This is a genomic window from Acetobacter persici, from assembly GCF_018256955.1.
Lineage (GTDB): Bacteria > Pseudomonadota > Alphaproteobacteria > Acetobacterales > Acetobacteraceae > Acetobacter > Acetobacter persici.
On the sequence record NZ_JAERKU010000010.1, the window covers coordinates 1 to 26,198 of the forward strand.

Below are 26,198 nucleotides of genomic sequence, written 5' to 3' on the forward strand. Positions count from 1 at the left end.
CCCCGGAACTGCCTGTCCGCTCAAGGAATGTGAAGCGGACAGGGGGCAGACGCCCTCATCTCGGTCATGTATGCCGTCGAAGAGCCGCCCCCGCAGCGGACATGAGCATCAAGATCTTTCGCGACCAAGTTTTGGCGAAAGCAGACTGGCAGCTAATGGGCAGACTCACCCAGATGCGGACACCAGCCACGACTTCCAGTTCCGTTTACTCGCTCATGCTATTTATTGAGCACGGGTTGGCGCGAGCATTCGCTCACACTCCGCCACAATATACTCCGGGATAATCTCGAATTTATGGGGGTTGAGCTGCATCACGTACTCGTTTTCAATGTGGTAAGCCTCATTGATGAACTTGCGTATGACATTATCATCATGTTCAGCATTGATGATGCGAAATAGCTGAATCTTTTCGTAGCCAACTGTCGTAGCGTGAAATTTCGCTCTAATGGCATCCACGTTGGTGACTTCGGACACGAGGGCGTCATAGTCAAAATCGGGAATGAAGGCCTCCCTGATATTAGACTCTGCCGTGTTCTTTTCTTCAGCAGTCATGTCACGATTAGCGGTGCCAGACTGAATGGTTGGCGTTTCCCGCCCCTTGAACAGGCTTGCCAGCAGATTGTATTCCAACTCAGTATCGCCATGCAGCTCGTAGTGGCGGCGCAGATAAATGGCTTTGCAAATGCTGTCATTGAGGGCAGCGACATTGTCGGCGCAGATCTTCGAGAACGTTTGTATGTCATGCCGTTCGATCGGCACTTCGCATACGACGCCTGCCCGAGATGAAAGGAAGCTGGCAGATGGCGAGGCGCCTTGGAAAATCGCACTGGTGCTTTTGATCACGTCGATCGCAGGCTCGATATCGTGGGTGAGCATAAGTGTTGTTCGCCCGCGCAAACTGGCTTTTCCACGAAAAAGCTCATGTAATATGGCGAACTTTTTATTCTTGTCGAACGATGAGATCGGGTCGTCCAGGACAACCAGGTCAGGCTTTTCGCTCAGCACCTGATACATGAACAGGACCAACGCGAAGGCATTCTTCTCACCGTAGCTCAGGTGTCGCGTGGCAGCTTCGATATGATTGGCGAGATCCTGGTGAACTAGCTTCATCTTGTAAGAGTCAGGCTCAGGCACAATCTCGACGGTGTATTTGTAGCCGGCTGATTTTAAAAAGGCATTTATGCTCGACTGGTTCTCATCGATGGCCTTTTTGATGCGGGCCTTATGTCGATTGATCTTACCTTTTAGGTTTCCGACTTTGGCGATCAGCCCGTCGAGCTGCTGATTGATGGGGTCAACAGTCTTTCGCGTTTCCTCGGAATCGAGCTTGTCCATTAACCCCAGGTCGATTTTTAAGGGCGTCAGTCTATCGGCTACTTCTTCGACGTCCCGCAAAGAGAAGAATGACATAGTGCGGAGGCCTTCAAGCTTTTCTATGAGGGCATCTATGTCTGCCTTAAGCCCCGTAAGAAAGCTGTTCTCCTGGGCTGTGAGTTCGACCTTGGCTTTTGTGACTTTATCAAGATTTTCACGACATCTTTCGCTAAAATAACTACCTAGCCTATTGATGATGGCACGCAGGGCGCTGAGATGACCAACGGCGGTAGCATCGTATTCCTTCTCAACTGCAAGAGCCGCATCCTTGCTTCCAGCTTGGTCGAGTGGTGAAGCGCAGTAAGGGCACGCGTCCCCTAATTGCAAAAATTCATTTCCCTTGATCTGCCAGTTGACCCACTTGGCAGGCTCCTGGCTCTTGATAAACGTCTCAAACGGCTTGAGCGCCGCCGGAATGTTTTCAAGTTTGTTGCCTGAGCCAAAAGCCTTATGGATCTTACTTGACTTGGGTATCGCGCCAGTTTTGCTTGGCTTGCCGAATGCGTCGCGCAGCTCCTTCAAGTCCGATATTACCTGACCAATTTTCTGATTGTCGGAGAACGCCTGCCGAATACCAGCCAGCAGTTCGTCGATCTCTGCCATTTCCGCCAGATACTCAGGCGTTCTAATGAAAACCTCGAAGCTGTTCTTTAGTACTTCGTCTTTCTGAAACACAAATTGCTGGATGTAATCGTCATCGAAAACGAGCGCTGACTTCAGCTCATCAATGCCTTCGACCTGAGGAGAGGGCGCTCCCGATTTTCCGCGCCCCTTAAACTGGGCAAGATTCTCCAGTCTGCCGTCAGCACGAATTTTGCTAACGATAGCGCGCGCAATCGTGCTTTTGCCGATCCCGTTTGGGCCATACTTAATGTTGAGGGCGCCTTCCCTCAATCCGATTTCAGCACGGTCTACGCTATTGCAGTTTGTGATTAGGACGGCGATATCCGGCATGTTGTCTCCCCTATTTAGATCTGGATGTAATATGCAATATATTTTGGCGCCGTCTAAGTGACTTAAACACACTGGTCTCAGAAACTCGTCCGCAGGCTAGTTGGTCCACACATTGCTCGCCAAGGATACCGTTGATTCGCCGACTCAAATTAGGAATCTATGGCCGCCTGAAATGCCGAAATGGGGCGCGCGACGTGCCACCGTTCCCTGTGCCGCATATGTCCGCTTCTGGACGATTGCTTTGGTCACGGCAATGACCGCCATGCGCGCACAGTGGCAGCCACATGTCGTCGAGTGAACGGCAGGAAACATTATCTGAGCGCTCCAAAGCGGACAGGCCGGATTCCCCCCCCGTTGCTGCCATTAGTCTACGCTTCGAAACCCCTGACAGCCCGAAGTCAGTCATCACACAGTTTGGAAACTCTACTCGCGCGCGTCACTGAGGGCACGGGCACGCTGGTATTACGGCTTCAAGCCTCAATGCGCACGAGAATCTTTTTCCCCTTGATGCGCCCGTGCTTCAGGGCGGAGAGGCTTGCCGGCAGGTCATCGAACGCGGTGACTATATGCGGCTGGAGGCCGAGGGCACCAATCCGCACAGCGTCGAGCAACTGCGCTCCGGCCTGGCGCCACTCCCGCCAGTTCTCCGCCGTCGCATGGCCGTGCGCGCTGTTCAGCGCGACTTCATGCAGGGACAGCGCCGTCGTGAACGGCGGCAGAGGCGGTGATTCCAGCCGATCCTGAATGCAGACCAGATGTCCGTTATACCCCACCAGTGGCGCCAGACCGCGTGCATACGCCCCGCTCGTGGTGTCGAATACAGCAAAGAGGCGGCGCGGCCCGAGTGCTACGGTCAATTGCGCACGCCAGCGCTCATCGCGATAATCGAACGTACCGGCAACGCCCAACGCAAGCAGCCGTTTGTGATGAGCCGGCGACGCGGTCGCCCAGACACGCCAGTTCCGACGCAATGCCAGTTGCACCAGGATCAGCGACACAGCGCCGCCAGCCCCGGTCACCAGTACATCCCGGTTCGGCATATCCGGTACCTTGGCGAGCGCCTGCCACGCCGTCAGCCCCGGACACGGAATTCCGGCGGCGCTCTCGTCGCTGACACCGTCGGGAATAACGAGCGCACAATCGGCATCCACGATCGTATATTCCGCGAAGCTACCCGGTTTGCCGATCCCCTGATGATATGCGATCCGCGTTCCCAGGGGGATACTCACGCCGTCGCCGACCTCCGCGACGATTCCGACACCGTCCACGCCCGGCACATGCCCCGGCCTCCATCCGTCGGGACTGGCGGCAATGACTTTCCAGTCAACGGGATTGAGCGCGATCATGGTATTCCGCACGACGATCTCACCCGGTCCTGGAGACACGAAGGCCCGGTCCACCAGTTGAAGCTGTTCGGGCTCGCCCGGCGCGTGCCAGCTCCAGGCACGGTATGTCGTTACGGAAGCGTCCATCACCGATCGTCCCTCTTGCGCTGTAAAAGCAGCGTCTGCTCCGCTCGGAAACAAGCGCTGCCTTTCAGAAAATATCCGCATTTCTCCGCGACCCTGCACGACGTCGCGTGTTCCGGTGCGATGATACAGACCGTGCGATCCACGCCGCGCCCGTCCATCCATGCCAATGCAGCCTGAAGGGCTTCGGTCGCAAATCCCTTGCCATGCGCCCAGCGCGCCAGAACCCAGCCGGCTTCCGGCGCAGCGTCCAGAGATGGCTCGATATCGCGCTTCCAATCGGCGAAGCCGACATCGCCGACATAGCGCCCATCCGCTTTCGTGCGGACACACCAGTATCCATAACCCAGAAGATCCCACAGGCCCCGATAGCGAAGAAGGCGAAACCAGCACTCCTGTTCCGACGATGGAACACAGCTGATGTGTCGAACGACATCCGGATCGCTCCACATCGTATGTAGATCGTGGAAATCCGTCATCTGATGAAGCGAGAGACACAATCTTTTGGTTTCGATCACAGTGGTCTCCCTTCCCGATCACCAATACACAGGGCACGTTCCACAGCATGCCGGAGCGGTTCCATGTCGCCCTCGGTCGTGATCCAGAGCGTTGCCCCTTCGAGTTGCGCGAGTGTATCCGTCGCGACGGATACCGGTTCAGAAACTTCCCCGGCGTCCAGAATCCCGGCCATCGCATCGCGCAATCGTGCGAAAAACGTCCGCACCGCGTCCCGAGCGTCCGGTGTCTGCGCCGTCACGCCATACGCGAGATGCAATCCCACGCAGCGCCCTCGTGCCTCGAACGTCTCCGCGATCCTCCCGATCAGCATCCGCCAGGCAGCACGCCAGTCCCCCGCTGGATCCGGAAGATCGACCAGCGTATCGTCGAGAGTCAGGGCCAGCACTGCTGGCACCAGCGATTCCTTCGACGGAAAGCGCGTGTAGAGGCTTTGCGGACGCAGACCCACGCGATCGGCCAGATCGCGCATGGATGCCCCTTCGTAGCCATATTCGCGAAACAGTTCGCGGGCTTCGACAACGATCTGATGGATAGGAACGGGTTCTCTCATTTCGCCTTTGACTCACGAACAGTCGTTCGTCACACTAGAGCCCATGGTGCTGCCGGGCAAGCTCCGTCTGTCTCCTGCCCTCTTAATTTCCAACCACAGGACACTCCGTGATGCTTCTCTATGATCTGGACGTCTCCGGAAACTGCTACAAGATCCGGCTTTTCGCGGCCCTGACCGATACGAAGCTGGATCTCGTTCCGGTCGATCTCGCAGCAGGTGAGAACCATGATCCGGATTTCCGGAAACTGAACCCGTTCGGGGAAGTCCCGGTTCTGGTGGATGGTGACTTCACACTTCGGGACTCTCAGGCCATCTTGGTTTACCTTGCCGCCCGGCTGGCGGACCGCGCTTGGTGGCCTGAAGACGCCATGTCACAGGCCACCATCACGCAATGGCTTTCAGTGGCGTCGAGCGAGGTGCGCAACGGCCCCAACGCCGCCCGTCTGATCCGGAAATTCGGGTATCCCCTCGATATGGGCACTGCCATGCGCTGGACCGACAAACTCCTGCCGGTGCTTAATGCGCATGTCGAGACACAGGACTGGTTTGCGCTCCGCCGGCCTACAATTGCCGACTGCGCTCTCTTTCCCTACCTTGCACTAGCACCCGAAGGCGGTATCAGCCTTACCCCCTACCCGGCTCTTATGCGCTGGCTCGATCGCGTCCGCGATCTACCGGGTTTTATCCCCGTACCGGGTCTCTACGGAGATTGCTGAGACATGAAGGCAGTTCCTGCCGTTTTGAGGTCATATCACAGCAATATGTGCAGAAAGCAAAGATCTAAGCGGGAAATATCAGCCATGTTCGGCATGAATCGTCCCCAATGACTTCCTCGGCCAGAGAGTATATAACGCTGGCAGAAAAAGGAGTGTCAGCACGGTACCGGCGGCAGTTCCGCCAATCAGAGTAAATGCCAGTGCTCCCCAAAAAATCGACTCAGTCAGTGGAATGAATGCCAGGACTGCCGCCAGGGCCGTCAGGATGACAGGGCGTGCCCGTTGTACCGTGGCTTCGACAACTGCATCGGAAAACTCCATGCCGTCTGCCAGATTAGTGTGGATCTGACCAATCAGAATCAGCGTATTGCGCATCAGGATGCCTGAAAGACCGATGAGACCAAGGATCGCATTAAACCCGAAGGGCTGGTGAAACAGGAGAAGCGTGGGAACCATTCCGATGAGGCCGAGAGGTGCCGTCAGAAAGACCATCGTCATCGCCGATAGAGATCGGGTTTCGACAACGATAACCCCGAGCATGAGCAGAATCATGATCGGAAAAATCGGTGCCATTGCTGCGTTGGCCTTCGCGGACTCTTCGGTATTACCTCCCGTTTCAATACGATACCCTTCTGGAAGGGTCGTTCGCAAAGGCTGCAGCACTTTGTCCAGTCGCGCGGCGACCTCGGGCGGCTGAAGCTGATCATTGATATCCGCCTGCACGGTCATCGTCGGAATGCGATCTCGCCGCCACAGAACAGGCTCTTCGCTGCGATATTCCAGCATGCCGATCTGCCGCAGCGGGATACGACGGCCGTCACCGGCAATGATATCCTGATCGAGAAGCCGGGCCGGGTCTGCACGAGACTGGCCGTCGGAGCGCACGATCAGATCAACCGACCGAATATCCTTGGTAGCCTGGGCCGCGCTTATGCCCTGCAACATAAATCGGGTTTGACGCGAGACAGTGTCAGGTGAGAGACTCAACTGCGCCAGCCTGCTCTGATTCATCACGAAATGCAGGGATGGCTGTTTTTCTCCCCAGTCGGTATTCACCTGCCGCGTCTCGGGATCGGCCCGGACAATATCGCTGACCTGCTGAGCGATATGACTTACTGTTTGGGCGTCCGGCCCCATGACGCGGTACATGATCGGAAAATGCGTATAAGGACCAAAGACGAACTCGGTCGCACGCACCCTGGCCTCTGGCGCCAGGCCCTTCGCGACTTCCTGGCGCAAGCTATCGCGCAGCCTGTCTCTCTGCTTCGCGTTTGCGGTCATAATAACGATTTTTGCAAATGCCGGATCAGGCAGTTCCGGATTATACGCCAGAAAGAACCGGGGAGCGCCCCCACCGATATAGCTTGTGACGCTGAGAGTTTCAGGCTGCTTCTGTAGCCAGTCACTGACTTTCCTTGCTGCTTCGGCCGTGCTTTCGATGGGTGCTCCTTTCGGCATTATTACTTCTGCCAGCAGCTCCGGTCGATCCGAACTGGGAAAAAACTGCTGCCGCACAAATCCCATACCGACAAACGCCAGCACGAACAGGCAGACCACGCCTGCACAGACGGCCTTATTATGAGTTATTACGCTGCGGACCAGCCGCCTGAAACGCTCATACCGTGCGGATTGATACGGTGGCTGCGCATGTGCTGCCCGGAGATCAGGCAGAAATTTGACACCCAGATAAGGCGTAAAAATAACGGCGACAAACCATGACGTGATGAGAGCGAACGCGACGATCCAGAAGATGTTTCCTGCGTATTCACCTGCGGCTGATTGTGCAAAACCGATAGGTGTAAAACCAATGATCGTCACGAGTGTTCCCGCGAGCATCGGTGCCGCCGTGTGAGACCATGCGTAGGACGCGGCCGCAATACGGTTCATGCCCTCCTCAAGCTTCACGACCATCATTTCAATAGCAATGATCGCGTCATCGACAAGAAGTCCAAGTGAGATGATCAGGGCGCCAAGCGTGATCCGATCGAGCGCGCGCCCCGTTACAAGCATGAGGATCATGACGATTGCCAGCGTCAGAGGCACGGCAGCTGCCACAACGAGACCCACACGAAAGCCGAGGCTGATAAAGCTGACCAACATGACGACGCTCAACGCCACGAAGAATTTCAACATGAACTCGCCGACGGCCGCGTGAATATTTTGCGCCTGATTAACGATCCGCGTGAGCGTAATCCCGACCGGCAGGCTCCGGTTGATCCCATCTTCAGCATGAGACAGCGCAGCACCGAGCTTCAGGCCATTCCAGCCAGGCCGCATGACAACATTGAGAACCAGGCTGGACTGGTTGTTATGACGGGTCAGAAAATCCGGTGGTTCCTCATAACCTGTGTGGACCGCCGCGATATCACCCAGTCGAACAGTCCGGCCCCCCACACTGATCGTTGTGTTTCCGATAATGTCCGGTCGCGACAGTGGTTGCCGAGTACGAACATAAATCCGACTGGCACTGGTTTCGACAAAACCCCCATCTACAACATCATTCCGTTCCTGAAGCGTCTGGATAACGTCCGTTACGCTCAGGCCGAGTTCCGCCAGCTTCGAGTGTGAGAGATCGATATACAGCCGCTCCGGCTGCTCCCCGACAATCGCTACTTTTTGGACCCCTGGCACATGCAGAAGCTTCTCTCTCACGGTCTCCGCAGCACGGGTCACCAAGAAGAGCGGAACATCCCTGCCTTCAAGGGTATAAACCGTGAAGACCACGTCGGAATATTCGTCGTTGACGAAGGGGCCAATAGCACCTCGTGGAAGCACATGCGCGCTGTCCCCCAGTTTCTTCCTCGCCTGATAGAACTCCTCCGGCACGGCAGATGGAGGTGTATTGTCCTTGAGGGTGAGCATCATGACCGCCATGCCGGGGCGTGCCATTGTTTCCACCCGGTCATACCAGGTCAGCTCCTGCAAGCGCTTTTCCAGCGGATCGGCAACCAGATCCTGTACCTCCTCTGCTGTAGCGCCTGGCCATAGAACAGTAGCTGTCAGCGTCTTGACGGTAAAACTTGGTTCCTCTGCACGGCCGAGTGCAAAGAAAGCATAGGCACCGGATAGGGCGAGCGCGACGATCAGGAACAGCGTGATCGCCTGTTCCCTAACCGCCCATGCCGAGAGATTGAACGCCTTCATTGCATCTGCGCCTGGTCAGGCGCGATCGTCACAACTTCCCCCGCATGGAGGTCATGGACACCAGCAGCGACCACCTGTAATTCGCCGGAAGCACGCAGGTCGCGCATTCTCTGATCGGGCATTATAACAGCCGCGCTGCCTTCAACACGCCGGAGAGGCACCGGGTGAAACGCGACCTTCTTGTTAGATGGTTCGATGATCCATACGCCCGGTGCGCTTCCCATATCGAAAAGAGCAGAAAGAGGAACGACCATATCGTCGGACAGTGACGATGTCAGCGTAACAGTGAGCGTCTGTCCGATCCGTAAGTTCGTCGGAAAATTCGGGATGATGTACCGTGCGTTCACCGTTCTCGTTGCAGTATCTTCAATAGCGGCGATCTGGCGGAGCGACGCGGCGCGCGTGATGATCTGATCGCTCTTTGCATCTGAAACGATCGCTGAAGAGCCGATAGGAAGATTCATGTCTTCGGGGAGATCAACCGACGCCTCCAGAGGACCGGCTGATGCGAAGGTCAGGACCTGTTGGCCTGCCGATACAACATTACCGGCCTCGGCAAAAACGGAAAGCACCGTACCGTCATGGTCGGCCCTCAAAACCGTATAGTCGTCCCGGTCAGTCGCGATCCTGCGATTGGCGTCCGCCGCCATGAGTTGTGCGTGGAGACTTTCGGCACGACTGCGTATTCCATCGTAGAAAGACTTCGACACGGCGCCCGTCTGATCCAGACCCCGATAACGACGTTCGTCAGCCGCTGCATTCTCCCAGGCCGCACGCAAGGATGCCGCATTAGCGCTCTGGCTGGTCACGTCATGCGCAAGATCGGTTCTGTCGAGGGTCATCAGTACATCACCGCGATGTACGACCTGACCCTCGTCGACCTTCCGGGAAACTATTTTCCCCGCAACACGAAAGGCAAGCGTGGGCTGCACGCGTGCTGCGACGACAGCGGGATATATCGGGGACGAAGAGGTCGTGCTGCCGGGAACAATCACAAGGACGGCACGCGGAGCCGTGCGCGGATCTGACGGCGTATGCCTATTGCAACCAACTACGGGCATGAGGAGCAATATGCCCAGCCACTTCCCGAAAAACCGTCTTCTTGGCGGCATTCAAATTGCTCCCTCGATACATCGTGGGAGCCATCTTCGCCGCGAGTGATTATATTGTCAATTCGTCACTTATTAATTCTATACTGAAAGGCTCCTCAGCACCAGGCCGGCCAGGAGAGAGGCATCCTCAATAAGGGTATTATGATTGAACTCGAGAAGCACGGGATGTCTGACAGGCTGGAGTGCAAGGACCACTCCACGGCAGGCTTCTTCTAGTGGAGTCTTGCGCTCAAACTCTCCTGCGTCCCTGCCATCGGCAATCACCGATCTGACGTGTGACAGCAATTCCGCGTCGAAGTCGGCGGCCGTCGACCAGCCTTCTTCCAGAGCCGCGAGCACAATGTCGTGCATTTTCCGGTCATTGAACAGAAGGTCGATTCCGTCACGGGCAAGGGTCAGAAAGATGAGGCGAAGCCTCTCCGACGCTGGTTTGCCGGAGCCCATGGCATCCTTGACGTCCGCCATCACCCGCTCGTGACACTGGCGACAGATCTCTTCGCCGATAGCCCGTTTGGAATCAAAGAACTTGTAGATATATGCAGTCGAGAGACCGATCGCCTTGGCAAGGTCAGCGACAGTCGTTTTCTTGTATCCATAGTGGCGGAAATGCTCATTGGCGGCATCGAGAATCTGCTCCCGCCGCTCATGGTCTATCGGGCCTCTCTGACCTTTGCCTGCTGACTGCATCCGAACCTCACGTCGAAAAAGGGAACACTTAATTCATACGTTGAGCTACTCACGTTGACAATGAGTGACGATTTATGGAACACGTCATACGCCACACTCCATGCGGCTGCACCAATTCATGACAGAGGTTCCCCAGGTGATTCAGAACCGTACCCTGAAGGAAGGAACGCGTTGCCTTATTTACCCAGGGGCGAGACGCCGCCCCGCCGCAGCCATTATTCGACAGTCGGTATTCGCCGCAGTGATGTCATGCCTGACGGCATGCGCTGTCGGTCCGAACTATCGGACACCACAAATATCGCTTATCCCGTTCCACAATGTCAGCAAAACAGCGTTCTCGATATCTTCCTCGGAGAACGCGGTTTCTTGGTGGAAATCATTTCATGATACAGAACTCGATAAAATTGAGTCCCGAGTGCTTACCCAGAATCTTGATCTGAAGGCAGCCTATGCGAGAGTGCTTCAGGGACGGGCAATCGCGCGCTCAGCAGCCGCACAGATGTTACCAACTCTCGATTTTTCCCCTCAGGTTTCGGCGACAAGATTGTCCGAAGAAGGACTCATCGGTCACATTGTTCGGGAAATTCCACACTTCAATCGGGATTATCGCGAGTACAACGTCGGTGGGGTGGCAAGTTGGGAACTGGACATCGCCGGCGGTTTGAGAAGAGCACACGAAGCCGCACGGGATGAGTTTCAGGCTGCTGAGGCAGAAGGTGATGGTACGAGACTGAGCCTCGCGGCCGAGGCTGCCGATACATACCTCCGCATCCGGGGCGATCAGGCCCGGCTACGCATAGCCAGGGATGTTTTCACCTCCAACCAGAAGATGATGGACCTTATCCGGCAGCGTCGCAGTCGAAATGTTGCCGACGACCGGGAATTGTCCTCTGCTACAGTAGTCGTCGAGGCCGCCCGGCAAAACATGATCGATATAGAAAAAGATGAGGAAACGCAGTCAAACCGACTTGATGTCCTGATGGGAACACAGCCCGGAACATACGCTGTAGAACTCAGGATTTATGCTGAATTACCCGCTGTTCCCGCACCATCCGCGAATGCGCAGCCTCTGGAAGTTCTCCGGCGTCGGCCCGATGTTATCGCCTCGGAAAGAAGACTGGCAGCAAGCAACGCCCGCATCGGCGAGGCTCTGGCAAATTATTATCCAAAAATATCTCTTCAGGGCGCGCTGGGTTTCGAAAGTATGAGCCCGCAACAGCTATTCACTGCGCCTGGATTCCAGCCGACTGCGACAGGAGCATTACGATGGCGCATTTTCGATTTCGGAAAAATATCCAGCGATGTCTCCCGTGCTCGTGGTAGTTACGCAGAGGCGCTCGCCAGCTATCAGGCCACCATGTTACGCGCAGCAGAAGATGTAGAAGATGCATTCTTTCATCTTTCCCAGACACGGCAAGCGATCGCGTCACAAATGCATAATGTTGAAGCGTTGCACCATGCTGCGGCTCTCACATGGCAGTCCTATACAGCGGGCACTCTGGCTCTAAATGATGCCCTTCAAGCAAACATCACCTTATTGAACGCGCAGGATCGACTGGCATCCATGCGGGCAGAAGAGGATCGCGCCGCAGTTGAATGCTTTCGCGCACTTGGGGGAGGCTGGCAGTCGTGAATATTACCGATCGCATCATGAATGTTCTTATCCGGCGCGGCGAAACTCTCACAACGTCATCCGATCTCGATCAAGTGTCGCCTGAATATGATTTCAAAGAACAACATGCAATCAAGGTCAGAAGCGATCAGAACTCATTGTTCAAAATCGCTTTGGCATTCAAGCTGAGGGACGACCCTCTTATCCGTTTCTTCCTTTCGCTACGCTTTCCGGCGCGACGTCTGAAAGCATCTGATGCAACGGATATGTTTGATTTTGAAGATTTTATCGTCCTTCGCGAAATTCCCTCCAAAGAAATCATACGCGGCCTTTTAGGCACATTCGATTCTTCGAATACATCTCCTGTGATGCGATCCCCCTCTGATTTTATCCATTTTACTCGGCCCGGTTTCTATAAAGTGTTTGTATCAATTATGGTAACGTCAATTACAAAAGGCGAGTGCCTCCTAACTACAGAAACGCGAATAAAATGCACAGATAGAAAAACAAAGCGGCTATTTCTTCCCTATTGGATATGCATCCGGTGGGTAAGTGGTATTTTACGGCTACGAATGCTAAATCACATCAAGAAAATTTCTGAACAGGGCGGAGACATTAATGTCTCCGCAAGATGAGTTTTATCAGCGTCATTTTATTTAGCTATGTTTTCGGAGGCGTAACAACACCCAATCACAGGATAAAACTGCCATGTTTATTCTGCCCATCTATGCTCGTTTTATACAATTAACGGACAATACGGTTTTGAAACCATGCCGTGGCAAGATGGTGTGACGGGCCATGCGGCGCCCACCGTTCGATCTGTGGCAACTCCTATGCGTGCGGGCAATCGCCGAGCAAGGCAGTATCCACGGCGCGGCACGTTTCCTGAACACCCGGCAATCGGCCGTCAGCCGCTCCCTGCACAACCTCGAAGAGCGGCTGAATGTCAGGCTGTTCACCCGCTCCCCGGCCGGTGCTACCCCGACAGCCTTCGGTGAAGAATTTATCCTCTGGACCCAGATGATCCTGGATAACGTGGCTGGCATGAACGCCCGCGCTCGGCGGACGGGCAAGGGCGAGAATGGCCAGATCTCCATCGGCATCCAGACCTGCGTCCTGCCTGGACGCCTCTCGGCCTTCACGGCGGAGTTCCGTGCTACGCATCCCGATATCATCTTTCGCTATTCCGAGGGCACAGGCAAGAGACTGGTGCGTCGGCTCCAGCGCGGACAGATCGATTTCGCGGTCGTCACACGTCGCAATCTGACGCCAGTCCTGCGCGTCATGCCCCTTTGGAGCGACCGCATCGTGGCGGCGCTCTCCACCGATCACCCTCTGGCGACACGACGGGAAATCTCATGGCAAGATCTGCGTCATGAAACATTCCTGATCGGACGTGATAATGCCGGTCATGATTTCAAGGAACTTATCCGGCGAAAACTCGGTGAAACCGATATCCATCCCAGAATCCGTCATCATGATATCGGCAGCAATCGGGTTGTCGCACTCGTCCAGAACAAGGAAGGCATCGCGCTACTTCCGGCCTCGTGGCTGCCGCTGATCCGCGATCAGCATGGCCACGACATCGCGATCATAGAAATCCGTGACGCAGGCGGTTCCTCCCATCTGGAATTCGGCATTGTCTGGCGGCCCGACAATGAGAATCCCTGCGCCCAGAGCTTCGCCCGATATATCGAAGCCCATCAGCCGTGGCCGTGAGGCTACTTTTCCGACGATGCTGCTTTTGCCTGCCTCCGCGCCCTGGCGAATCCCTTGTCCGACATCATGAACTGCCGAAGCATGGGCGCGACCAGCCGGGCCGGGTCCATCGCCCCATCGTTGCCGGAAAGAAGTGCCGCATAGGCAAGCAGGTCACGATGGAGGTCGGCGGGTAGCGCCACGGTCATTCTGACCGGTTTCTCATCGGGAAGTTCCCGGATTTTCAGGTCCGTCATCGTATATGTCCTTGATCCCGGTAGGGTTTGAGTAGCAGGTCGTGCCCGACCAGAACGGTAAAGGGCAGCCCCGGCCGATCGGTCAGGGTGGGCTGGACGTTCAGACTGCGATCGATCAGCCGGTTACCGACCATGGAAAACCCGTTGCTGGCGCCAGAACGGATCGCCTGCATCAGGTTGTTCTCGTTCCATGACGTCCCGGCTTCGGAGCCCACGCTGAGCAGGGTCGTGGCCAGGGCGGCTTTGAACAACTGCCCCCAGTGACTGTTCACCTCGTCGGACAGGCCGGACTGGCCAATGGCGTCGCCGCCGGGCAGCTTTTCCAGCACCAGGCTTTCGCCATTCGGGAAAATCAGCCGGGTCCAGATAATCTGGGTGCGCTGCTGCCCGAAGGAGACGCTGCTGTTATAGGCCCCGAACAGCAGGCTGCCCTGTGGGATCAGCAGGAAGCGCCCGGTCGGGCTGTCATAGACGTTCTGGGTCACATGGCCCACGATCTGGCCCGGTAGGTCAGAGCTGATTTTCGTGTTCAGCGCGCCAGCGATCGCCGTGCCCGCCTGGAGAACGTAGGGCGAGACCAGCGGCATGATGCGATCGGGGCTGGTTGTCGCGCGATCCGGCTGCCCTTCCAGGAAGGCAATGTTTCCAGCCTGTGGTCCGTCCGTGGTGGACGCCCGCCCCTGAGAGGCAGGAGCGCCCGGCACGGGTGGCATCGCCTGGTCACTGGCACGGTCGCGCTCCCCCGTCTGCACGAACAGCCGGCTGGCGATCGCCGCCTCGGCCTCCTGCGCGGCGCGGTGGTCTTCGGTACCGGAGGCCGCCTTCCCCTGCCCTTGCGCATGCAGGATGGCGCGCCCGAGATCACCGGGCAACGCTGGCCCGAGTTTCGGCACGTCCTTGCCGATATAATCGGAGGGCAGCCCCGCCAGCCCGTCGGCCGAGGGACGGACATCGGTATCCTGTGTGGCCGACGTGGACGGCGGCCTATGGCTGGCCTGAAGGGCGTAACCCAGCGCGAAGGCCACCGCGACCATGCCGACCCCGCCCAGCGACCAGACCACGGTGCGCGACAGACGCACCACGCGCGGCCGATCGGCCCGCAGACGCAGATCGGGCGGCGGCGTTGCAGCACCTGCGGGATTTTCGCCCACTGTCGGCGCCTGCCCGGTCATGTCCGCCGTCCGTCGGTACGGACGATGCGCACCCGTTGCTCGGAATGCTTGTCGCCCAGCCGCAGTTCGGCGGCGGCAAACAGGCGATCCACGATCATCCAGTTCTGCCGCACCCGGTAATTGACCAGTTCCGGCCCACCATCGGCCCCCAGCACAAAGAGCGGGGGCAGTTCCCCCTGCCCGATCCCGGATGGGAAAGCGATATAGACCTTATGCCCATTATCGAAAGCCCGGCTGGGTAACCAGGGCGGTGTGGCGCCTTTCACCGGCTGGATGGCGTAACGGAAATTCAGCGCGTCGAGATCCAAACCCACGTCCACAGGAGCAATGTCATCGGCCGCATCGTTTTGCCGGTGCAGGGCGATCAAATCATCCTCGGGATAGTCCCACGATACCGACGCCATATACGTCACCGGCGTGGAGCGCAGTTCGGCGAGATAGGTGCGCCGATCCGTATTGACGATCAGGTTGGTAGCCAGGTCCGGCCGGGTCGGCTTGACCAGGATATGGATGCGCTTCGTGGCCCCCGCCCCGCTCTCGGTATCGCCGATGATCCAGCGCACGGTATCGCCAGCGGCCACCGGCCCGGTGCCGACCAGCTTTTCACCCTGCTGGAGCATGATATCGGTGATCTCACCGGGCGAGGCATAGACCTGATAGAGCGCGCCGGCAGAATAGGGATAGACCTGCACCGCGTTCACATAACCGGCCCGCGTCGGCTGGATACGCGCCGCCAGATTGGCCTGCGTCACGCGCACGGTCGGGTCGGCGACTTCGGGCACCGGATGGGCCGTGCGTCGTGGCGGCAGCGGCTTGAGCTGGCCCGGCAGGGGAAGGATTTTTGGAACCTCCACGACCTGCACCGGCTTCGGCGGATCGGGCTGGCGCAGGGCCTGAGCGGCATCATCGTAGCGGATGATCGGCGGGTGGTAATGCTGCGCGCAGCCTGCAAGAGGCAGGACAAACAGCGGGAGGAAACGAAGAGCACGACGGATCATTGGCCCAGCTCCTTCGACCAGTTGATGGCGGAGACGTAGATACCCAGAGGATTTTTCCGCAGATGATCGGCGTCACGCGGTGTGCGCAGGACGACCGAGACGATGGCGGTCCAGCGCTCGGTGCCAACAAAAGCGCCGTCGCGGTAATGGCGCTCGCTCCAGGCCACACGAAAGCTGCCGGGCGAGGCCCGGATCACCGAGGCGATATCCACCTCGACCTGCTCGTGCCCGATCCGCGAGAACGGATCGTTGAGGCGGGCATAATCGTTCAGCGCCTGCGCGCCCGACGTGGTGGTGAAATCATAGGACCGCAGCCAGTTCTGCCGGACTACCACAGGGTCCGACGACAGGGCGCGCACGTCGTGGACGAACTGCGCCAGATACCAGGCGATCTGCGGATCGGCGGGCATATAGCCCGCTGTCGCGGGGGCCACGACCTGCGTCTGCCCCAGCCGGTCCACCTGCACCACCCACGGCGTGATGGTGCCGCGCGCGGACTGCCAGACCAGCCCGGCCCCGAGCCCTGCCGAGAGAAAGAGCGATCCGAACGTCATCAGCCGCCAGTTTCTTGCCTGGACGCGGGCGGAACCGATCCGTTCGTCCCAAACCTGCGCTGCTTTCTGATAGGGCGTCACGGGTTCGGGCGTGGTCCCGTAGCGGGTGGTGGAGCGACGGAACATCGTCCTCATTCCTTTTCCGAGAGATCAATGGACGCCGAGCCACTGCCGCCGTCGGCCGAGCGGATGATGTGGGCGGCCTCGGCGGCATGGGTTGCGGCATTGCGACGCTTCATCTTCTGAGCCCAGCGGGGCGGTTCACCAGAACCGCCACCATCTCCACCAGATGGACCATCACCGGCAGGGCCACCTCCCGAGGGGCCGCCGCCACCAGCTGGACCACCCCCACCCGATGGAGACGGCCCGCTGCCACCGGTTTCGTCACCCTCTCCACCGCCCATCCCGCGCGCGGCCCAGCGTCCACCGGCGGCGTAGCTTTCTTTGAGGGATGAACCGGCACGTGATGCCGCCCCTTTGACGGCATTCGCGACGTTCCCGCCGACGGCCCGGCCCATGCCTCCGATCCCGGCGGCCATGCTGCCCGCGCCGCCAGACGCGCCTGCGGCTCCCGCCGAATAGGCGGACGTGGCGGCCCCGGCGATCGCGGCCCCTCCCCGTGCGGCGGCAGCCGTGGCGCCGAGGGCTGCGGCGCCACCGGATGCGACAGCCCCGACACCCGCAACAGCCGCAGCGCCCATGGCACCGACGGCCATGCCGGTCCCTACGGCCGCGCCAGCCCCAAGCTGGGGGGCACCGGAGATCAGCCCGTTGGCGATGCTGCCGCCATAGATGGACAGACCGACGATCGACACCGACGCCAGCACGACCGAGACCGCCTGGCCAATCGTGGGAACCGCGTCGCCATAGGAGGTGTTGAACTGCCGGAACAGGACGGACGCGATGGCGGAGATCACCGCCAGCACCATCACCTTCACGCCCGACGACACAACATTGCCCAGCACCTTCTCGGCCAGAAACGCCGTCCGGTTGAACAGGGCGAACGGGATCAGCACGAAACCAGCGAGGCTGGTCAACTTGAACTCGATCAGGGCCACGAAAAGCTGCACGGCCAGGATGAAGAACGCTGCCAGCACGATCAACCAGGACAGGCACAGCACAAAAATCTGGATGAAGTTTTTGAAAAATGCGACAGGGCCGAGAAGATTATGAACGGACTCCAGCAGCGGCTGGGCCGCATCGAACCCCGTCGCGGCCAGTCGGCCGGGATGGAGGAAATCCGAAAGTGGCAGACTTCCGCCACCGGCCCTGAGACCCATGGCGGCGAAACTGTCGAACACCACCTTCGCAAGATGGTCGAAATTGTTGATCAGGAACGCGAAGAACCCGATATACAGCGTCTTCTTCACCAGACGCTGGATGATGTCCTCATCAGCCGCCCAGGCCCAGAACAGTCCGGCAAGGGCGACGTCCAGCACGGATAATGACCCCGCCAGTGAGATGACATTTCCTTTCAGAAGGCCGAAGCCACTGTCGATCGTGGTCGTGAAGGTATTGAGGAAAGTGTCGATAACACCGACATCGTTCGTGGCCATGACCGTCAGTTCCCACTGCCGCCGAACATGGACACCGTGCCCGGCACGTAGGCGTCATGCTGCGAGAAATGCTGATACTGCGCGTCACTTTCTGCTTCTGTCGCGGCATCGCGCGACTGTTGCAGGGCCATGGCACGCCCGTTCGCGGCCAGTTCCGCCTGGATGTCGGACAGTTGCCGGGATTGCAGGGCCAGAAGCTGATTGCCCGCCTGCGCGGCCTGTAACGCCCCGGTGGAAGTCTGGCTGGCGGAAACCAGTTGCGTCATGGCCGAACTATCGCTCGGGATGTTTCCTACCACCCGCGCCTGCAATTTCAGGGCGTCCTCAAACCCGCCGACGGAATTCTGCCACCGCGTCTGTGCCTGGCTGAACAGGGCGCCGTCAGACATGCCGGCCGAGACGGACGTGTACGCCTGCTGATACTGCTGCTCGACCGACTGCACGCTGTAGGCGATGTTCTGCGCCTGCGCGAGCAGTGCCGTCGTCTGCGAAATCGTTGATTGCAGGGTCGACAATGTCGAAAGTGGCAGGCTCGCGAGATTGCGCCCCTGGTTGACCAGCATCTGCGCCTGATTGGCGAGGGACGTGATCTGGTTGTCGATCTGCTGGAGGGTCCGGGCCGCGATCAGCACGTTCTCGACGTGGTTTGCACCGTCATACACCGCCCACTGGGCATGGGCCGGATGCAAGGGAGAGAATGTCCCGCCAACCGCCAGCATTGCAGAGGTAAAAAGGACACCTCGTCGGAAATGTTTTTCGCTCGCACGACCGAAAAATTCAGCCCAAAGCCGGAAAGATTTTTCAATCATGGCACGCCCTCTGGTCCACGATCATCGCGCAACAGATCTGCCGCCCACATGACGCCACGCGCCTCGAACCACGCGGGGAGAAAACCATTCCGTCCATGCTCCGCCAGCACCGCGTCGATCAGCTTGTGGTCGTCCTTGCCGGATGCCGCGCACAGGGCGAGTGCTACCGGCCCGAGCCCCAGTTCGAACAGACGGTTGCCACGCTGGGCCTGACAGTAATACTCCCGCTTCGAGGCCGCACGGGCGATGATGGCGATCTGCCGCTCGTTCAGCCCGAAATCCCGATAGATCGTGGCGATCTGCGGCTCGATCGCCCGCTCGTTCGGCAGGAAGATCCGCGTCGGGCAGCTTTCCACCACTGCTGGCGCGATCGGACTGTTGGCGATGTCGGACAGGGATTGGGTCGCGAAAATCACCGACGCATTCTTCTTGCGCAGGGTTTTCAGCCACTCCCGTAGCTGGCCGGCGAAATCCCCGTCATCCAGCACCAGCCAGCCCTCGTCGATGACCAGCAGCGTTGGGCGACCATCCAGACGGCCTTCGATGCGATGGAACAGGTAGGACAACACGGAAGAGGCTGCGCCAGAACCGATCAGACCTTCGGTCTCGAACACCACCACGTCGGCTTCACCCAGCCGCTCGGCGTCTGCATCGAGCAGGCGGCCATAGGGACCACCAAGGCAGTAGGGCGCCAGGGCCTGCTTCAGGACGTTGGACTGGAGGAGTGCCACCAGACCGGAGATCGTGCGTTCATGGTCGGGCGATGACGCGAGGGAATTCAGGGCCGACCAGAGATGGGCTTTGACGTCCGGCGTCAGCGTCACCCCCTCGCCGACAAGGATCTGCCCCAGCCATTCGGTAGCCCATTTGCGTTCATCGGGCTCATCAATCCCTGCCAGCGGCTGGAGCGAAACGGCGGGGTGGCCGTCATCATCCGTCAGGCCACCGCCGAGATCGTGCCAGTCCCCGCCCATCGCCAGCGTCGCGGCCCGCATCGAACCACCGAAATCGAAAGCGAACACCTGCGATCCTGTATAGCGGCGGAACTGGAGCGCCATCAGCGCCAGCAGCACCGACTTTCCGGCCCCTGTCGGGCCTGCAATCAGCGTGTGACCCACATCACCAACGTGGAGGCTGAAACGAAACGGTGTGGCACCGGCCGTTTTGCCGTAGAACAGAGGTGCCGCCTTGAAATGCCCATCCTGCTCCGGTCCCGCCCACACGGCGGAAAGCGGGATCATATGCGCAAGATTCAACGTCGAGACAGGTGGCTGGCGCACATTGGCGTAGACATGACCGGGCAAAGAACCCAGCCACGCTTCCACCGCATTGAGGCTTTCCGCCATGCAGGTGAAATCGCGGCCCTGGATGATCTTTTCGACCAAACGGAGCTTTTCTGTAGCGATGGAAGCGGAACCATCCCAGACTGTTACCGTGGCGGTGATGTAGGCCTGCCCGACGTCATCAGCACCGAGGGACTGCAAGGCAAGGTCCGCATCCGCCGCCTTGTTGGCGGCGTCGTTATCCACGAGAACCGACGCCTCGTTGGTCATCACCTCCCGAACAATCGCCGTAATGCTCTTGCGCTTTGCGAACCACTGGCGACGGATTTTCGTCAGCACCTTTGTGGCGTCGGTCTTGTCGAGCAGGATGGCACGAGTGGACCAGCGATACGGCATCGCCAGCCGGTTCAGGTCATCCAGGATTCCGGGGAAGGTCCGTGACGGGAAACCGGTAATGGTCAGGGTTTTCAGATAAGCATCGCCGAGCTTCGGCTCCAGACCACCCGACAGCGGCTGGTCCACCAGCAGCGCATCCAGATGCATGGGAATTTCCGGCACCCTGACGCGCTGGTTCCGTGTCGAAATGGTGGAATGGAGATACGTTAGCGTTTCGCCGTCATTGAGCCATGCCGCTTCAGGCATGAACCCGTCCAGCAGGGCAAGCATCCGATCCGTGCGGTCCACGAACGTATGGAGCATGCCATGCGGATCCGGTCCCTCCCGCTCCCGGCCCTCATAGAGAAACCGTTCGGCACGGCCTGATGATTCCGCAGGCGGCAACCAGACCAGCGTCAGGAAATACTGGCTCTCGAAATGCACGCCCTCATCCTCGAACTGCTCATGACGTTCGAGATCGACCATCTGGCTGGCCGCATCGGGGAAATCGCTGTCGGGATATACTGTCGCGGGCACGCGCTGCGCCTCGACGAACATCGCCCAGCCCGAGCCCAGACGGCGCAGGGCATTGTTCAGCCTGCCAGTGACTCCAACCAGTTCCGCTGGTGTGGCACTGTCCAGATCGGGACCACGAATTTTTGCCGTGCGCTGGAATGAACCGTCCTTGTTCAGGACCACACCATGTTCCATGAGCGCGGCCCATGGGAGAAAATCCGACAGGAGGGCAGCACGGTTGCGATATTCGCCAAGGGACATCATCGCCCTGCCCTCCCTATGACCGCAGCCAGGCGGGGTAACGGAGATGTCGCCGTCCCACCTCGACGAACTGCGGATCGCGTTTGGCACCCCAGACCGCGAGCCCGTGCCCGACGATCCAGAACACGGCTCCAACCAGCCAGAGCCGCAGCCCCAGCGAGATCGCAGCCCCCAGCGTACCGTTGGCGATCGCCAGCGTACGGGGTGCGCCACCCAGCAGGATCGGATCGGTCAGGGAGCGATGCACCGGGACATGAAAACCCGGCACCGCGTCATCGTCATATCCGGCGGCCATCAGATCAGTGCTCCACCCGAGAAGGAGAAGAACGACAGAAAGAACGAGCTGGCCGCAAAAGCGATGGACAGGCCGAAGACGATCTGGATCAGGCGACGGAAGCCGCCGGATGTTTCGCCAAAGGCCAGGGTCAGGCCGGTCACGGTGATGATGATCACCGACACGATGCGCGCCACCGGTCCCTGCACCGATTCCAGAATCTGGTTGAGCGGTTCCTCCCACGGCATGTCCGACCCGGACGCCAGGGCCGAGGAACACCACACCACGGACAACAGCAGCATGGCGGAAAGGACAGGCGCGTGTCGACGCACGCGGATTATGGCATGGGTCATTGAGGTTCTCCCGGATGCTGGAAGGGATGGATGCGATAGGCGCCTGTGGCGGGATCAAGCCCATCCACCGTGGCGAGTTCGGACAACCGGCGCTGCACGCCCCGTCCGGACAGGACGGCGATCACGTCGATCGTCTCTGCAATCAGCGCGCGGGGCACGGTGACGACGATCTCCTGGATCAGTTGCTCCATGCGGTGCAGGGCACCTATGGCGGTGCCCGCATGCAGCGTGCCGATGCCGCCGGGATGGCCTGTGCCCCATGCCTTGAGCAGATCCAGTGCCTCGGGACCGCGCACCTCACCAATCGGGATACGATCAGGCCGCAGGCGCAGGGCCGAGCGCACCAGTTCGGACAGGGTCACGATGCCGTCGCGCGTACGGAGCGAGACAAGGTTGGGCGCAGCACATTGCAGTTCGCGCGTATCTTCGATCAGCACGACCCGGTCGTCGGTTTTCGCAACCTCGGCCAGCAGGGCGTTGACCAGCGTGGTCTTGCCGGTGGACGTGCCGCCAGCGACCAGGATGTTCTTTCTCTCGGCAACGGCCTGGCGCAGGAAATGTGCTTGCCCCTCAGTCATGATCCCGGCCTCGACATAGTCGTCGAGGGTGAACACCGCGACGGCGGGCTTGCGGATCGCGAAGCACGGAGCCGTCACCACAGGTGGCAGCAGTCCCTCAAACCGCTCACCGGTCGGGAGTTCGGCCGAGACACGCGGCGCACCGTCATGCACCTCGGCTCCGACATGGTGGGCGACCAGACGCACGATGCGCTCGGCATCGGCAGGTGTGATGGTTTCCCCCGTGTCGGACAGCCCCTCGGACAGGCGGTCGATCCAGAGCCGCCCGTCGGGATTGAGCATGACCTCGACCACGGCCGGATCAGCAAGGTGCCCCGCAATCGCTGGTCCCATCGCCGTGCGCAGCATGGAAATCCCACGTTGTCGGGCGCCACTCTCAATCGATGTAACCGCCATGGAAGCCCCCCGTCCATTTGGGTCATCCGGCCTTTCCGGACGACGACGGGGATCATTAGAGAGTGTTGTTTTCTCCCGTTTTCAACAGCATTTTCCTGCGATCGTACAGGATCGTAACGGATGCGGTTTTTACTTGCTGGCTGCGGACATCATGATTCCGATGTGGGAGGTACATCCTCCGGGATCTCATGCCGAAAGAACGGCCCCCGGCTGAGTCGTCGGCCAAGGGCAGCCACGAACGCTTCGTAGCGTTCCGCCCCCTGCGCCCGCGCCGCCGCTGCAGCCGGTTCCGGCAAGGGCGGACTGACCGTCATCCAGTAGCGGATGAACAGCGCCAGCGTCTCAAGGCTGATCCCGAGATCGCGCTCCATACGGGCGACCTGCCGGTCGAGGCGGTCCAGCCTGCGACTCATCGCCGCTTCCCGCCGCTCATCAGCATCGGGCGATAGGAAGGATGCGATGGCCGCTTCCGCCACCAAGGAGAGGGACAGATCGCGCCGCGCCGCATGGGCTGTCAGGGCGTCCAGCAGCTTGGGTTCCAGATAGACCGACAGCCGCGCCTTTTTCGGGGATGTCCTCATTGCGCCCTCACAGCCCGAGATCGTTGCCACGGTCGAGACCAGCCTGCCGGGCAATCCGCGTCAGGTCGGCACGATCCCGCGCTTCCGGATCCGGTGGCAGTTCCTCGCCAAAGAGGTCAGGCGCTGTGGGCTTCCTGTGCTTGCCGATATCCGCTGGGTCATGCTCGCGCGACCATTTCCGTCCCGTGTCGAGGGATTCATCACTATCGGCATCGCCGGGTTTATCCGGTGCCGCCGACGCCCCCGCCTGCTCCGGTGGCGGGGTGACAGGAGACGGACGACCACTCCAGTCATCGGGCCGGACAGGCCGGGGCAATTGCGTGGGATCGGGCGGCGGCAGGACGCGCTCGACGAAGCGGCGATCCCGGAAATACCGCGCTTTCCGTGCGCGGATCGGTGGACACCCCGCCACCATGACGACTTCCTCCCGTGCCGGGATCTGCATGACTTCGCCCACCGTCATCAGGGGCCGCGCACTCTCCTGCCGTGATACCATGAGATGCCCGAGCCAGGGCGACAGCCGGTGCCCGGCATAGTTCTTCTGCGACCGGATTTCGGTGGCCACACCCAGCCCATCGGACACCCGCTTCGCGGTGCGTTCATCGTTCGTGGCGAAACTGACCCTGACGTGACAATTGTCCAGGATGCTGTTGTTCTGGCCGTATGCCTTGTCGATCTGGTTAAGGGATTGCGCGATCAGGAACGCCTTGATCCCGTAGCCCGCCATAAAGGCCAGCGCGCTCTCGAAGAAATCCAGCCGGCCAAGAGCAGGAAACTCGTCGAGCATCAGCAGCAGGCGACGCCGCCCCTCCCGGCCAGACAGATCCTCCGTCAGTCTCCGCCCGATCTGGTTGAGGATCAGGCGGATCAGCGGTTTGGTGCGGCTGATATCCGAAGGCGGGATGACGAAATACAGGGAGACGGGCTGCTCGCCCTCCAGCAGGTCACCGATCCGCCATTCGCAGCGACTGGTCACGGTAGCCACCACCGGATCACGGTAGAGGCCGAGAAACGACATGGCGGTGGACAGCACGCCGGAGCGCTCGTTATCTGATTTGTTGAGCAGCTCCCGCGCCGCCGAGGCCACGACGGGATGCGGTCCCTTCCCGTCCAGATGGTTCGTGCGCATCATGGCCGACAGGGTCGCCTCGATCGACCGCTTGGGGTCGGAGAGAAATTTCGCCACCCCGGCGAGCGTCTTGTCGTCCTCGGCATAGAGCACATGCAGGATCGCACCGACCAGCAGGGCATGGGAGGTTTTCTCCCAGTGATTGCGCCGTTCCAGCGACCCTTCGGGATCGACCAGAATGTCGGCGATGTTCTGCACGTCGCGGACCTCCGACGCCCCGCGTCGGACCTCCAGCAGCGGATTGTAGGCCGAGGACGCCGGATTGGTGGGATCGAACAGCAGCACCCGCCCGAAGCGATTCCGGAAACCGGCCGTAATCTGCCAGTTCTCGCCCTTGATGTCATGGATGATGGCCGAACCCGGCCAGGTCAGGAGCGTGGGGATCACCATCCCCACACCCTTGCCGGTGCGCGTCGGCGCGAAGGTCAGGACGTGCTCGGGACCGTCATGTCGGAGATAGGCCCGGCGGTATTTGCCCAGCACCACGCCATCCTCGCCCAGCAGTCCGGCCGCGCGGATTTCCGCGTCCTCGGCCCAGCGGGCGGAGCCATAGGTCGCGGCCCGCTTTGCCTCACGGGCGCGGTGGACGGACAGCGCCACGGCCGCTGCAAAAGCCAGCACCCCGCCGGAACCCGCGATCCAGGCGCCGCGCGCGAAGACCGCCGGCACGTAGGCGTCGAACTCATACCACCACCAGAAAAAAAGCGGCGGAGCGTAGACCGGCCAACGATGCAGAACCGTGAACCACGGTTGACCGAGTTCCGGTTGGAACGCCAGTTCCCAGGCCGTCCATTGAGTGGCCGTCCACCAGGACAGCACGATCATGGACAGGACCACGAGCGCCTGTCCCCACTGGATACGTGTTCCCGGCTGGTCCATCGATCCCTCCCCTTGTCATGGGAGACAGCGAAGAACCGGGATTTTCCGAGAAGCAAGCGTCCTGTGTCACCTGTCGTACCAGTGCGTACAGGAGCGAAAAAATACTTGCACGTTGCGGACTACAGCCAAACCCGCACATCATGCGCAGAATAACCCCGGAAGGAGTCGAGCCATGACCGGATCATCGCCCCTCTTCCCCCCGTCTGACGATACCGTCGATCAGCAATGCACGGAGGAACAGCGGAAGCTCGACCATGTGATTGATGCGGTGAACGCATTGCACACAGGGCACGGCTTCCTGAGCGATGAATTTCCAACGCTTTGAACTGCCCGCCATAGTCACTCTGGCCAAGGCGCTTGACGGGCAATATAAAGAAAAAGGCCCGCCTTTC

General features: G+C 59.5%; 24 protein-coding genes and 1 pseudogene. 5 read left to right on the forward strand and 20 right to left on the reverse strand.

Annotated features, from left to right (window positions below; all coding sequences use genetic code 11):
• Nucleotides 1-222: 222 nt before the first annotated feature.
• The 5 genes and pseudogenes from JK199_RS11135 to JK199_RS16130 all read right to left on the reverse strand — a co-directional run.
• Nucleotides 223-2,328 carry an AAA family ATPase gene (locus JK199_RS11135; protein WP_039998455.1) on the reverse strand — a complete coding sequence of 702 codons (2,106 nt, stop codon included), beginning with the start codon at nt 2,326-2,328 and terminating at the stop codon, nt 223-225.
• A 470-nt stretch (nt 2,329-2,798) separates the two neighbouring features.
• On the reverse strand, nt 2,799-3,800 hold the full coding sequence (locus JK199_RS11140) for a zinc-binding dehydrogenase (protein WP_039998456.1): 1,002 nt from the start codon (nt 3,798-3,800) through the stop codon (nt 2,799-2,801).
• Entirely contained in the window at nt 3,800-4,315 is a 516-nt protein-coding gene (locus tag JK199_RS11145; protein WP_039998457.1) for a GNAT family N-acetyltransferase, read from the reverse strand. The genes JK199_RS11140 and JK199_RS11145 overlap by 1 nt, the downstream gene beginning before the upstream one ends.
• On the reverse strand, nt 4,312-4,710 hold the full coding sequence (locus tag JK199_RS11150) for an LmrA/YxaF family transcription factor (RefSeq protein ID WP_456304282.1): 399 nt from the start codon (nt 4,708-4,710) through the stop codon (nt 4,312-4,314). Before JK199_RS11150 ends, JK199_RS11145 begins: the two co-directional genes overlap by 4 nt.
• 48 nt (nt 4,711-4,758) lie before the next feature.
• Nucleotides 4,759-4,866, reverse strand: a pseudogene (locus tag JK199_RS16130) (TetR family transcriptional regulator); the annotation flags it as partial.
• A 110-nt stretch (nt 4,867-4,976) separates the two neighbouring features.
• Here JK199_RS16130 and JK199_RS11155 point away from each other — a divergent pair.
• A complete protein-coding gene (locus tag JK199_RS11155) occupies nt 4,977-5,582 on the forward strand; it encodes a glutathione S-transferase family protein (protein WP_007396815.1) in 606 nt (201 codons plus the stop codon).
• 78 nt (nt 5,583-5,660) lie between these two features.
• Here the strand turns inward: JK199_RS11155 and JK199_RS11160 are convergent, their stop codons facing one another.
• The 3 genes from JK199_RS11160 to JK199_RS11170 all read right to left on the reverse strand — a co-directional run bounded on the left by JK199_RS11160 (nt 5,661) and on the right by JK199_RS11170 (nt 10,525).
• Complete coding sequence (locus JK199_RS11160; protein ID WP_007396816.1) at nt 5,661-8,726, reverse strand: efflux RND transporter permease subunit; 3,066 nt, start codon at nt 8,724-8,726, stop codon at nt 5,661-5,663.
• Entirely contained in the window at nt 8,723-9,721 is a 999-nt protein-coding gene (locus tag JK199_RS11165) for an efflux RND transporter periplasmic adaptor subunit (RefSeq protein WP_007396817.1), read from the reverse strand. Before JK199_RS11165 ends, JK199_RS11160 begins: the two co-directional genes overlap by 4 nt.
• A 195-nt stretch (nt 9,722-9,916) precedes the next feature.
• On the reverse strand, nt 9,917-10,525 hold the full coding sequence (locus JK199_RS11170; RefSeq protein WP_007396818.1) for a TetR/AcrR family transcriptional regulator: 609 nt from the start codon (nt 10,523-10,525) through the stop codon (nt 9,917-9,919).
• Between the two features lie 118 nt (nt 10,526-10,643).
• On the opposite strand from JK199_RS11170, the gene JK199_RS11175 reads away from it, so the two are divergent.
• The 3 genes from JK199_RS11175 (at nt 10,644) to JK199_RS11185 (ending at nt 13,856) form a co-directional block, all read left to right on the forward strand.
• On the forward strand, nt 10,644-12,158 hold the full coding sequence (locus tag JK199_RS11175) for an efflux transporter outer membrane subunit (RefSeq protein WP_230975727.1): 1,515 nt from the start codon (nt 10,644-10,646) through the stop codon (nt 12,156-12,158).
• The gene (locus JK199_RS11180) at nt 12,155-12,772 is read left to right on the forward strand and encodes a hypothetical protein (RefSeq protein WP_007396820.1); all 618 of its coding nucleotides are present in this window, start codon (nt 12,155-12,157) and stop codon (nt 12,770-12,772) included. Before JK199_RS11175 ends, JK199_RS11180 begins: the two co-directional genes overlap by 4 nt.
• Nucleotides 12,773-12,935: 163 nt before the next feature.
• Nucleotides 12,936-13,856 carry a LysR family transcriptional regulator gene (locus tag JK199_RS11185; RefSeq protein ID WP_007396821.1) on the forward strand — a complete coding sequence of 307 codons (921 nt, stop codon included), beginning with the start codon at nt 12,936-12,938 and terminating at the stop codon, nt 13,854-13,856.
• 2 nt (nt 13,857-13,858) lie between these two features.
• On the opposite strand, the gene JK199_RS11190 is transcribed toward JK199_RS11185, so the two are convergent.
• The 12 genes from JK199_RS11190 to JK199_RS11245 form a co-directional block, all read right to left on the reverse strand.
• Nucleotides 13,859-14,092 carry a DUF2274 domain-containing protein gene (locus JK199_RS11190; protein WP_007396822.1) on the reverse strand — a complete coding sequence of 78 codons (234 nt, stop codon included), beginning with the start codon at nt 14,090-14,092 and terminating at the stop codon, nt 13,859-13,861.
• Nucleotides 14,089-15,264 (reverse strand): TrbI/VirB10 family protein, encoded by a 1,176-nt coding sequence (locus JK199_RS11195; protein ID WP_039998459.1) that lies wholly within the window; start codon nt 15,262-15,264, stop codon nt 14,089-14,091. The genes JK199_RS11190 and JK199_RS11195 overlap by 4 nt, the downstream gene beginning before the upstream one ends.
• The gene (gene trbG, locus JK199_RS11200) at nt 15,261-16,262 is read right to left on the reverse strand and encodes a P-type conjugative transfer protein TrbG (protein ID WP_007396824.1); all 1,002 of its coding nucleotides are present in this window, start codon (nt 16,260-16,262) and stop codon (nt 15,261-15,263) included. The genes JK199_RS11195 and trbG overlap by 4 nt, the downstream gene beginning before the upstream one ends.
• On the reverse strand, nt 16,259-16,942 hold the full coding sequence (trbF, locus tag JK199_RS11205) for a conjugal transfer protein TrbF (RefSeq protein ID WP_007396825.1): 684 nt from the start codon (nt 16,940-16,942) through the stop codon (nt 16,259-16,261). The genes trbG and trbF overlap by 4 nt, the downstream gene beginning before the upstream one ends.
• A 5-nt stretch (nt 16,943-16,947) precedes the next feature.
• Nucleotides 16,948-18,372 carry a P-type conjugative transfer protein TrbL gene (gene trbL, locus JK199_RS11210; RefSeq protein ID WP_007396826.1) on the reverse strand — a complete coding sequence of 475 codons (1,425 nt, stop codon included), beginning with the start codon at nt 18,370-18,372 and terminating at the stop codon, nt 16,948-16,950.
• A gap of 5 nt (nt 18,373-18,377) precedes the next feature.
• Nucleotides 18,378-19,181: a P-type conjugative transfer protein TrbJ gene (gene trbJ, locus JK199_RS11215; RefSeq protein ID WP_039998460.1), complete on the reverse strand. Its 804-nt coding sequence runs from the start codon at nt 19,179-19,181 to the stop codon at nt 18,378-18,380.
• Entirely contained in the window at nt 19,178-21,619 is a 2,442-nt protein-coding gene (trbE, locus tag JK199_RS11220; RefSeq protein ID WP_212375992.1) for a conjugal transfer protein TrbE, read from the reverse strand. The genes trbJ and trbE overlap by 4 nt, the downstream gene beginning before the upstream one ends.
• Before the next feature lie 13 nt (nt 21,620-21,632).
• Nucleotides 21,633-21,911 (reverse strand): VirB3 family type IV secretion system protein, encoded by a 279-nt coding sequence (locus JK199_RS11225; protein WP_007396829.1) that lies wholly within the window; start codon nt 21,909-21,911, stop codon nt 21,633-21,635.
• A complete protein-coding gene (locus JK199_RS11230) occupies nt 21,911-22,243 on the reverse strand; it encodes a TrbC/VirB2 family protein (RefSeq protein WP_039998461.1) in 333 nt (110 codons plus the stop codon). The genes JK199_RS11225 and JK199_RS11230 overlap by 1 nt, the downstream gene beginning before the upstream one ends.
• A complete protein-coding gene (gene trbB, locus JK199_RS11235) occupies nt 22,240-23,217 on the reverse strand; it encodes a P-type conjugative transfer ATPase TrbB (RefSeq protein WP_007396831.1) in 978 nt (325 codons plus the stop codon). The genes JK199_RS11230 and trbB overlap by 4 nt, the downstream gene beginning before the upstream one ends.
• 149 nt (nt 23,218-23,366) lie before the next feature.
• Nucleotides 23,367-23,798, reverse strand: a complete 432-nt coding sequence (locus JK199_RS11240) for a ribbon-helix-helix protein, CopG family (protein WP_007396833.1) — start codon at nt 23,796-23,798, stop codon at nt 23,367-23,369.
• 7 nt (nt 23,799-23,805) lie between these two features.
• Entirely contained in the window at nt 23,806-25,806 is a 2,001-nt protein-coding gene (locus JK199_RS11245) for a conjugal transfer protein TraG (RefSeq protein ID WP_039998462.1), read from the reverse strand.
• Between the two features lie 172 nt (nt 25,807-25,978).
• On the opposite strand from JK199_RS11245, the gene JK199_RS11250 reads away from it, so the two are divergent.
• Nucleotides 25,979-26,131 (forward strand): hypothetical protein, encoded by a 153-nt coding sequence (locus tag JK199_RS11250; RefSeq protein ID WP_007396835.1) that lies wholly within the window; start codon nt 25,979-25,981, stop codon nt 26,129-26,131.
• Nucleotides 26,132-26,198: the final 67 nt, after the last annotated feature.

Coding starts and splice junctions, on each gene's coding strand:
- JK199_RS11190 (WP_007396822.1), bottom strand. CDS start 14,092: ATGACGGACCTGAAAATCCGGGAACTTCCCGATGAGAAACCGGTCAGA.
- JK199_RS11185 (WP_007396821.1), top strand. CDS start 12,936: ATGCGGCGCCCACCGTTCGATCTGTGGCAACTCCTATGCGTGCGGGCA.
- JK199_RS11135 (WP_039998455.1), bottom strand. CDS start 2,328: ATGCCGGATATCGCCGTCCTAATCACAAACTGCAATAGCGTAGACCGT.
- JK199_RS11140 (WP_039998456.1), bottom strand. CDS start 3,800: ATGGACGCTTCCGTAACGACATACCGTGCCTGGAGCTGGCACGCGCCG.
- JK199_RS11155 (WP_007396815.1), top strand. CDS start 4,977: ATGCTTCTCTATGATCTGGACGTCTCCGGAAACTGCTACAAGATCCGG.
- JK199_RS11160 (WP_007396816.1), bottom strand. CDS start 8,726: ATGAAGGCGTTCAATCTCTCGGCATGGGCGGTTAGGGAACAGGCGATC.
- trbB (WP_007396831.1), bottom strand. CDS start 23,217: ATGGCGGTTACATCGATTGAGAGTGGCGCCCGACAACGTGGGATTTCC.
- JK199_RS11195 (WP_039998459.1), bottom strand. CDS start 15,264: ATGACCGGGCAGGCGCCGACAGTGGGCGAAAATCCCGCAGGTGCTGCA.
- trbJ (WP_039998460.1), bottom strand. CDS start 19,181: ATGATTGAAAAATCTTTCCGGCTTTGGGCTGAATTTTTCGGTCGTGCG.
- trbG (WP_007396824.1), bottom strand. CDS start 16,262: ATGATCCGTCGTGCTCTTCGTTTCCTCCCGCTGTTTGTCCTGCCTCTT.
- JK199_RS11240 (WP_007396833.1), bottom strand. CDS start 23,798: ATGAGGACATCCCCGAAAAAGGCGCGGCTGTCGGTCTATCTGGAACCC.
- trbL (WP_007396826.1), bottom strand. CDS start 18,372: ATGGCCACGAACGATGTCGGTGTTATCGACACTTTCCTCAATACCTTC.
- JK199_RS11225 (WP_007396829.1), bottom strand. CDS start 21,911: ATGGCCGCCGGATATGACGATGACGCGGTGCCGGGTTTTCATGTCCCG.
- JK199_RS11175 (WP_230975727.1), top strand. CDS start 10,644: ATGACAGAGGTTCCCCAGGTGATTCAGAACCGTACCCTGAAGGAAGGA.
- trbE (WP_212375992.1), bottom strand. CDS start 21,619: ATGATGTCCCTTGGCGAATATCGCAACCGTGCTGCCCTCCTGTCGGAT.
- JK199_RS11230 (WP_039998461.1), bottom strand. CDS start 22,243: ATGACCCATGCCATAATCCGCGTGCGTCGACACGCGCCTGTCCTTTCC.
- trbF (WP_007396825.1), bottom strand. CDS start 16,942: ATGTTCCGTCGCTCCACCACCCGCTACGGGACCACGCCCGAACCCGTG.
- JK199_RS11245 (WP_039998462.1), bottom strand. CDS start 25,806: ATGGACCAGCCGGGAACACGTATCCAGTGGGGACAGGCGCTCGTGGTC.
- JK199_RS11250 (WP_007396835.1), top strand. CDS start 25,979: ATGACCGGATCATCGCCCCTCTTCCCCCCGTCTGACGATACCGTCGAT.
- JK199_RS11170 (WP_007396818.1), bottom strand. CDS start 10,525: ATGCAGTCAGCAGGCAAAGGTCAGAGAGGCCCGATAGACCATGAGCGG.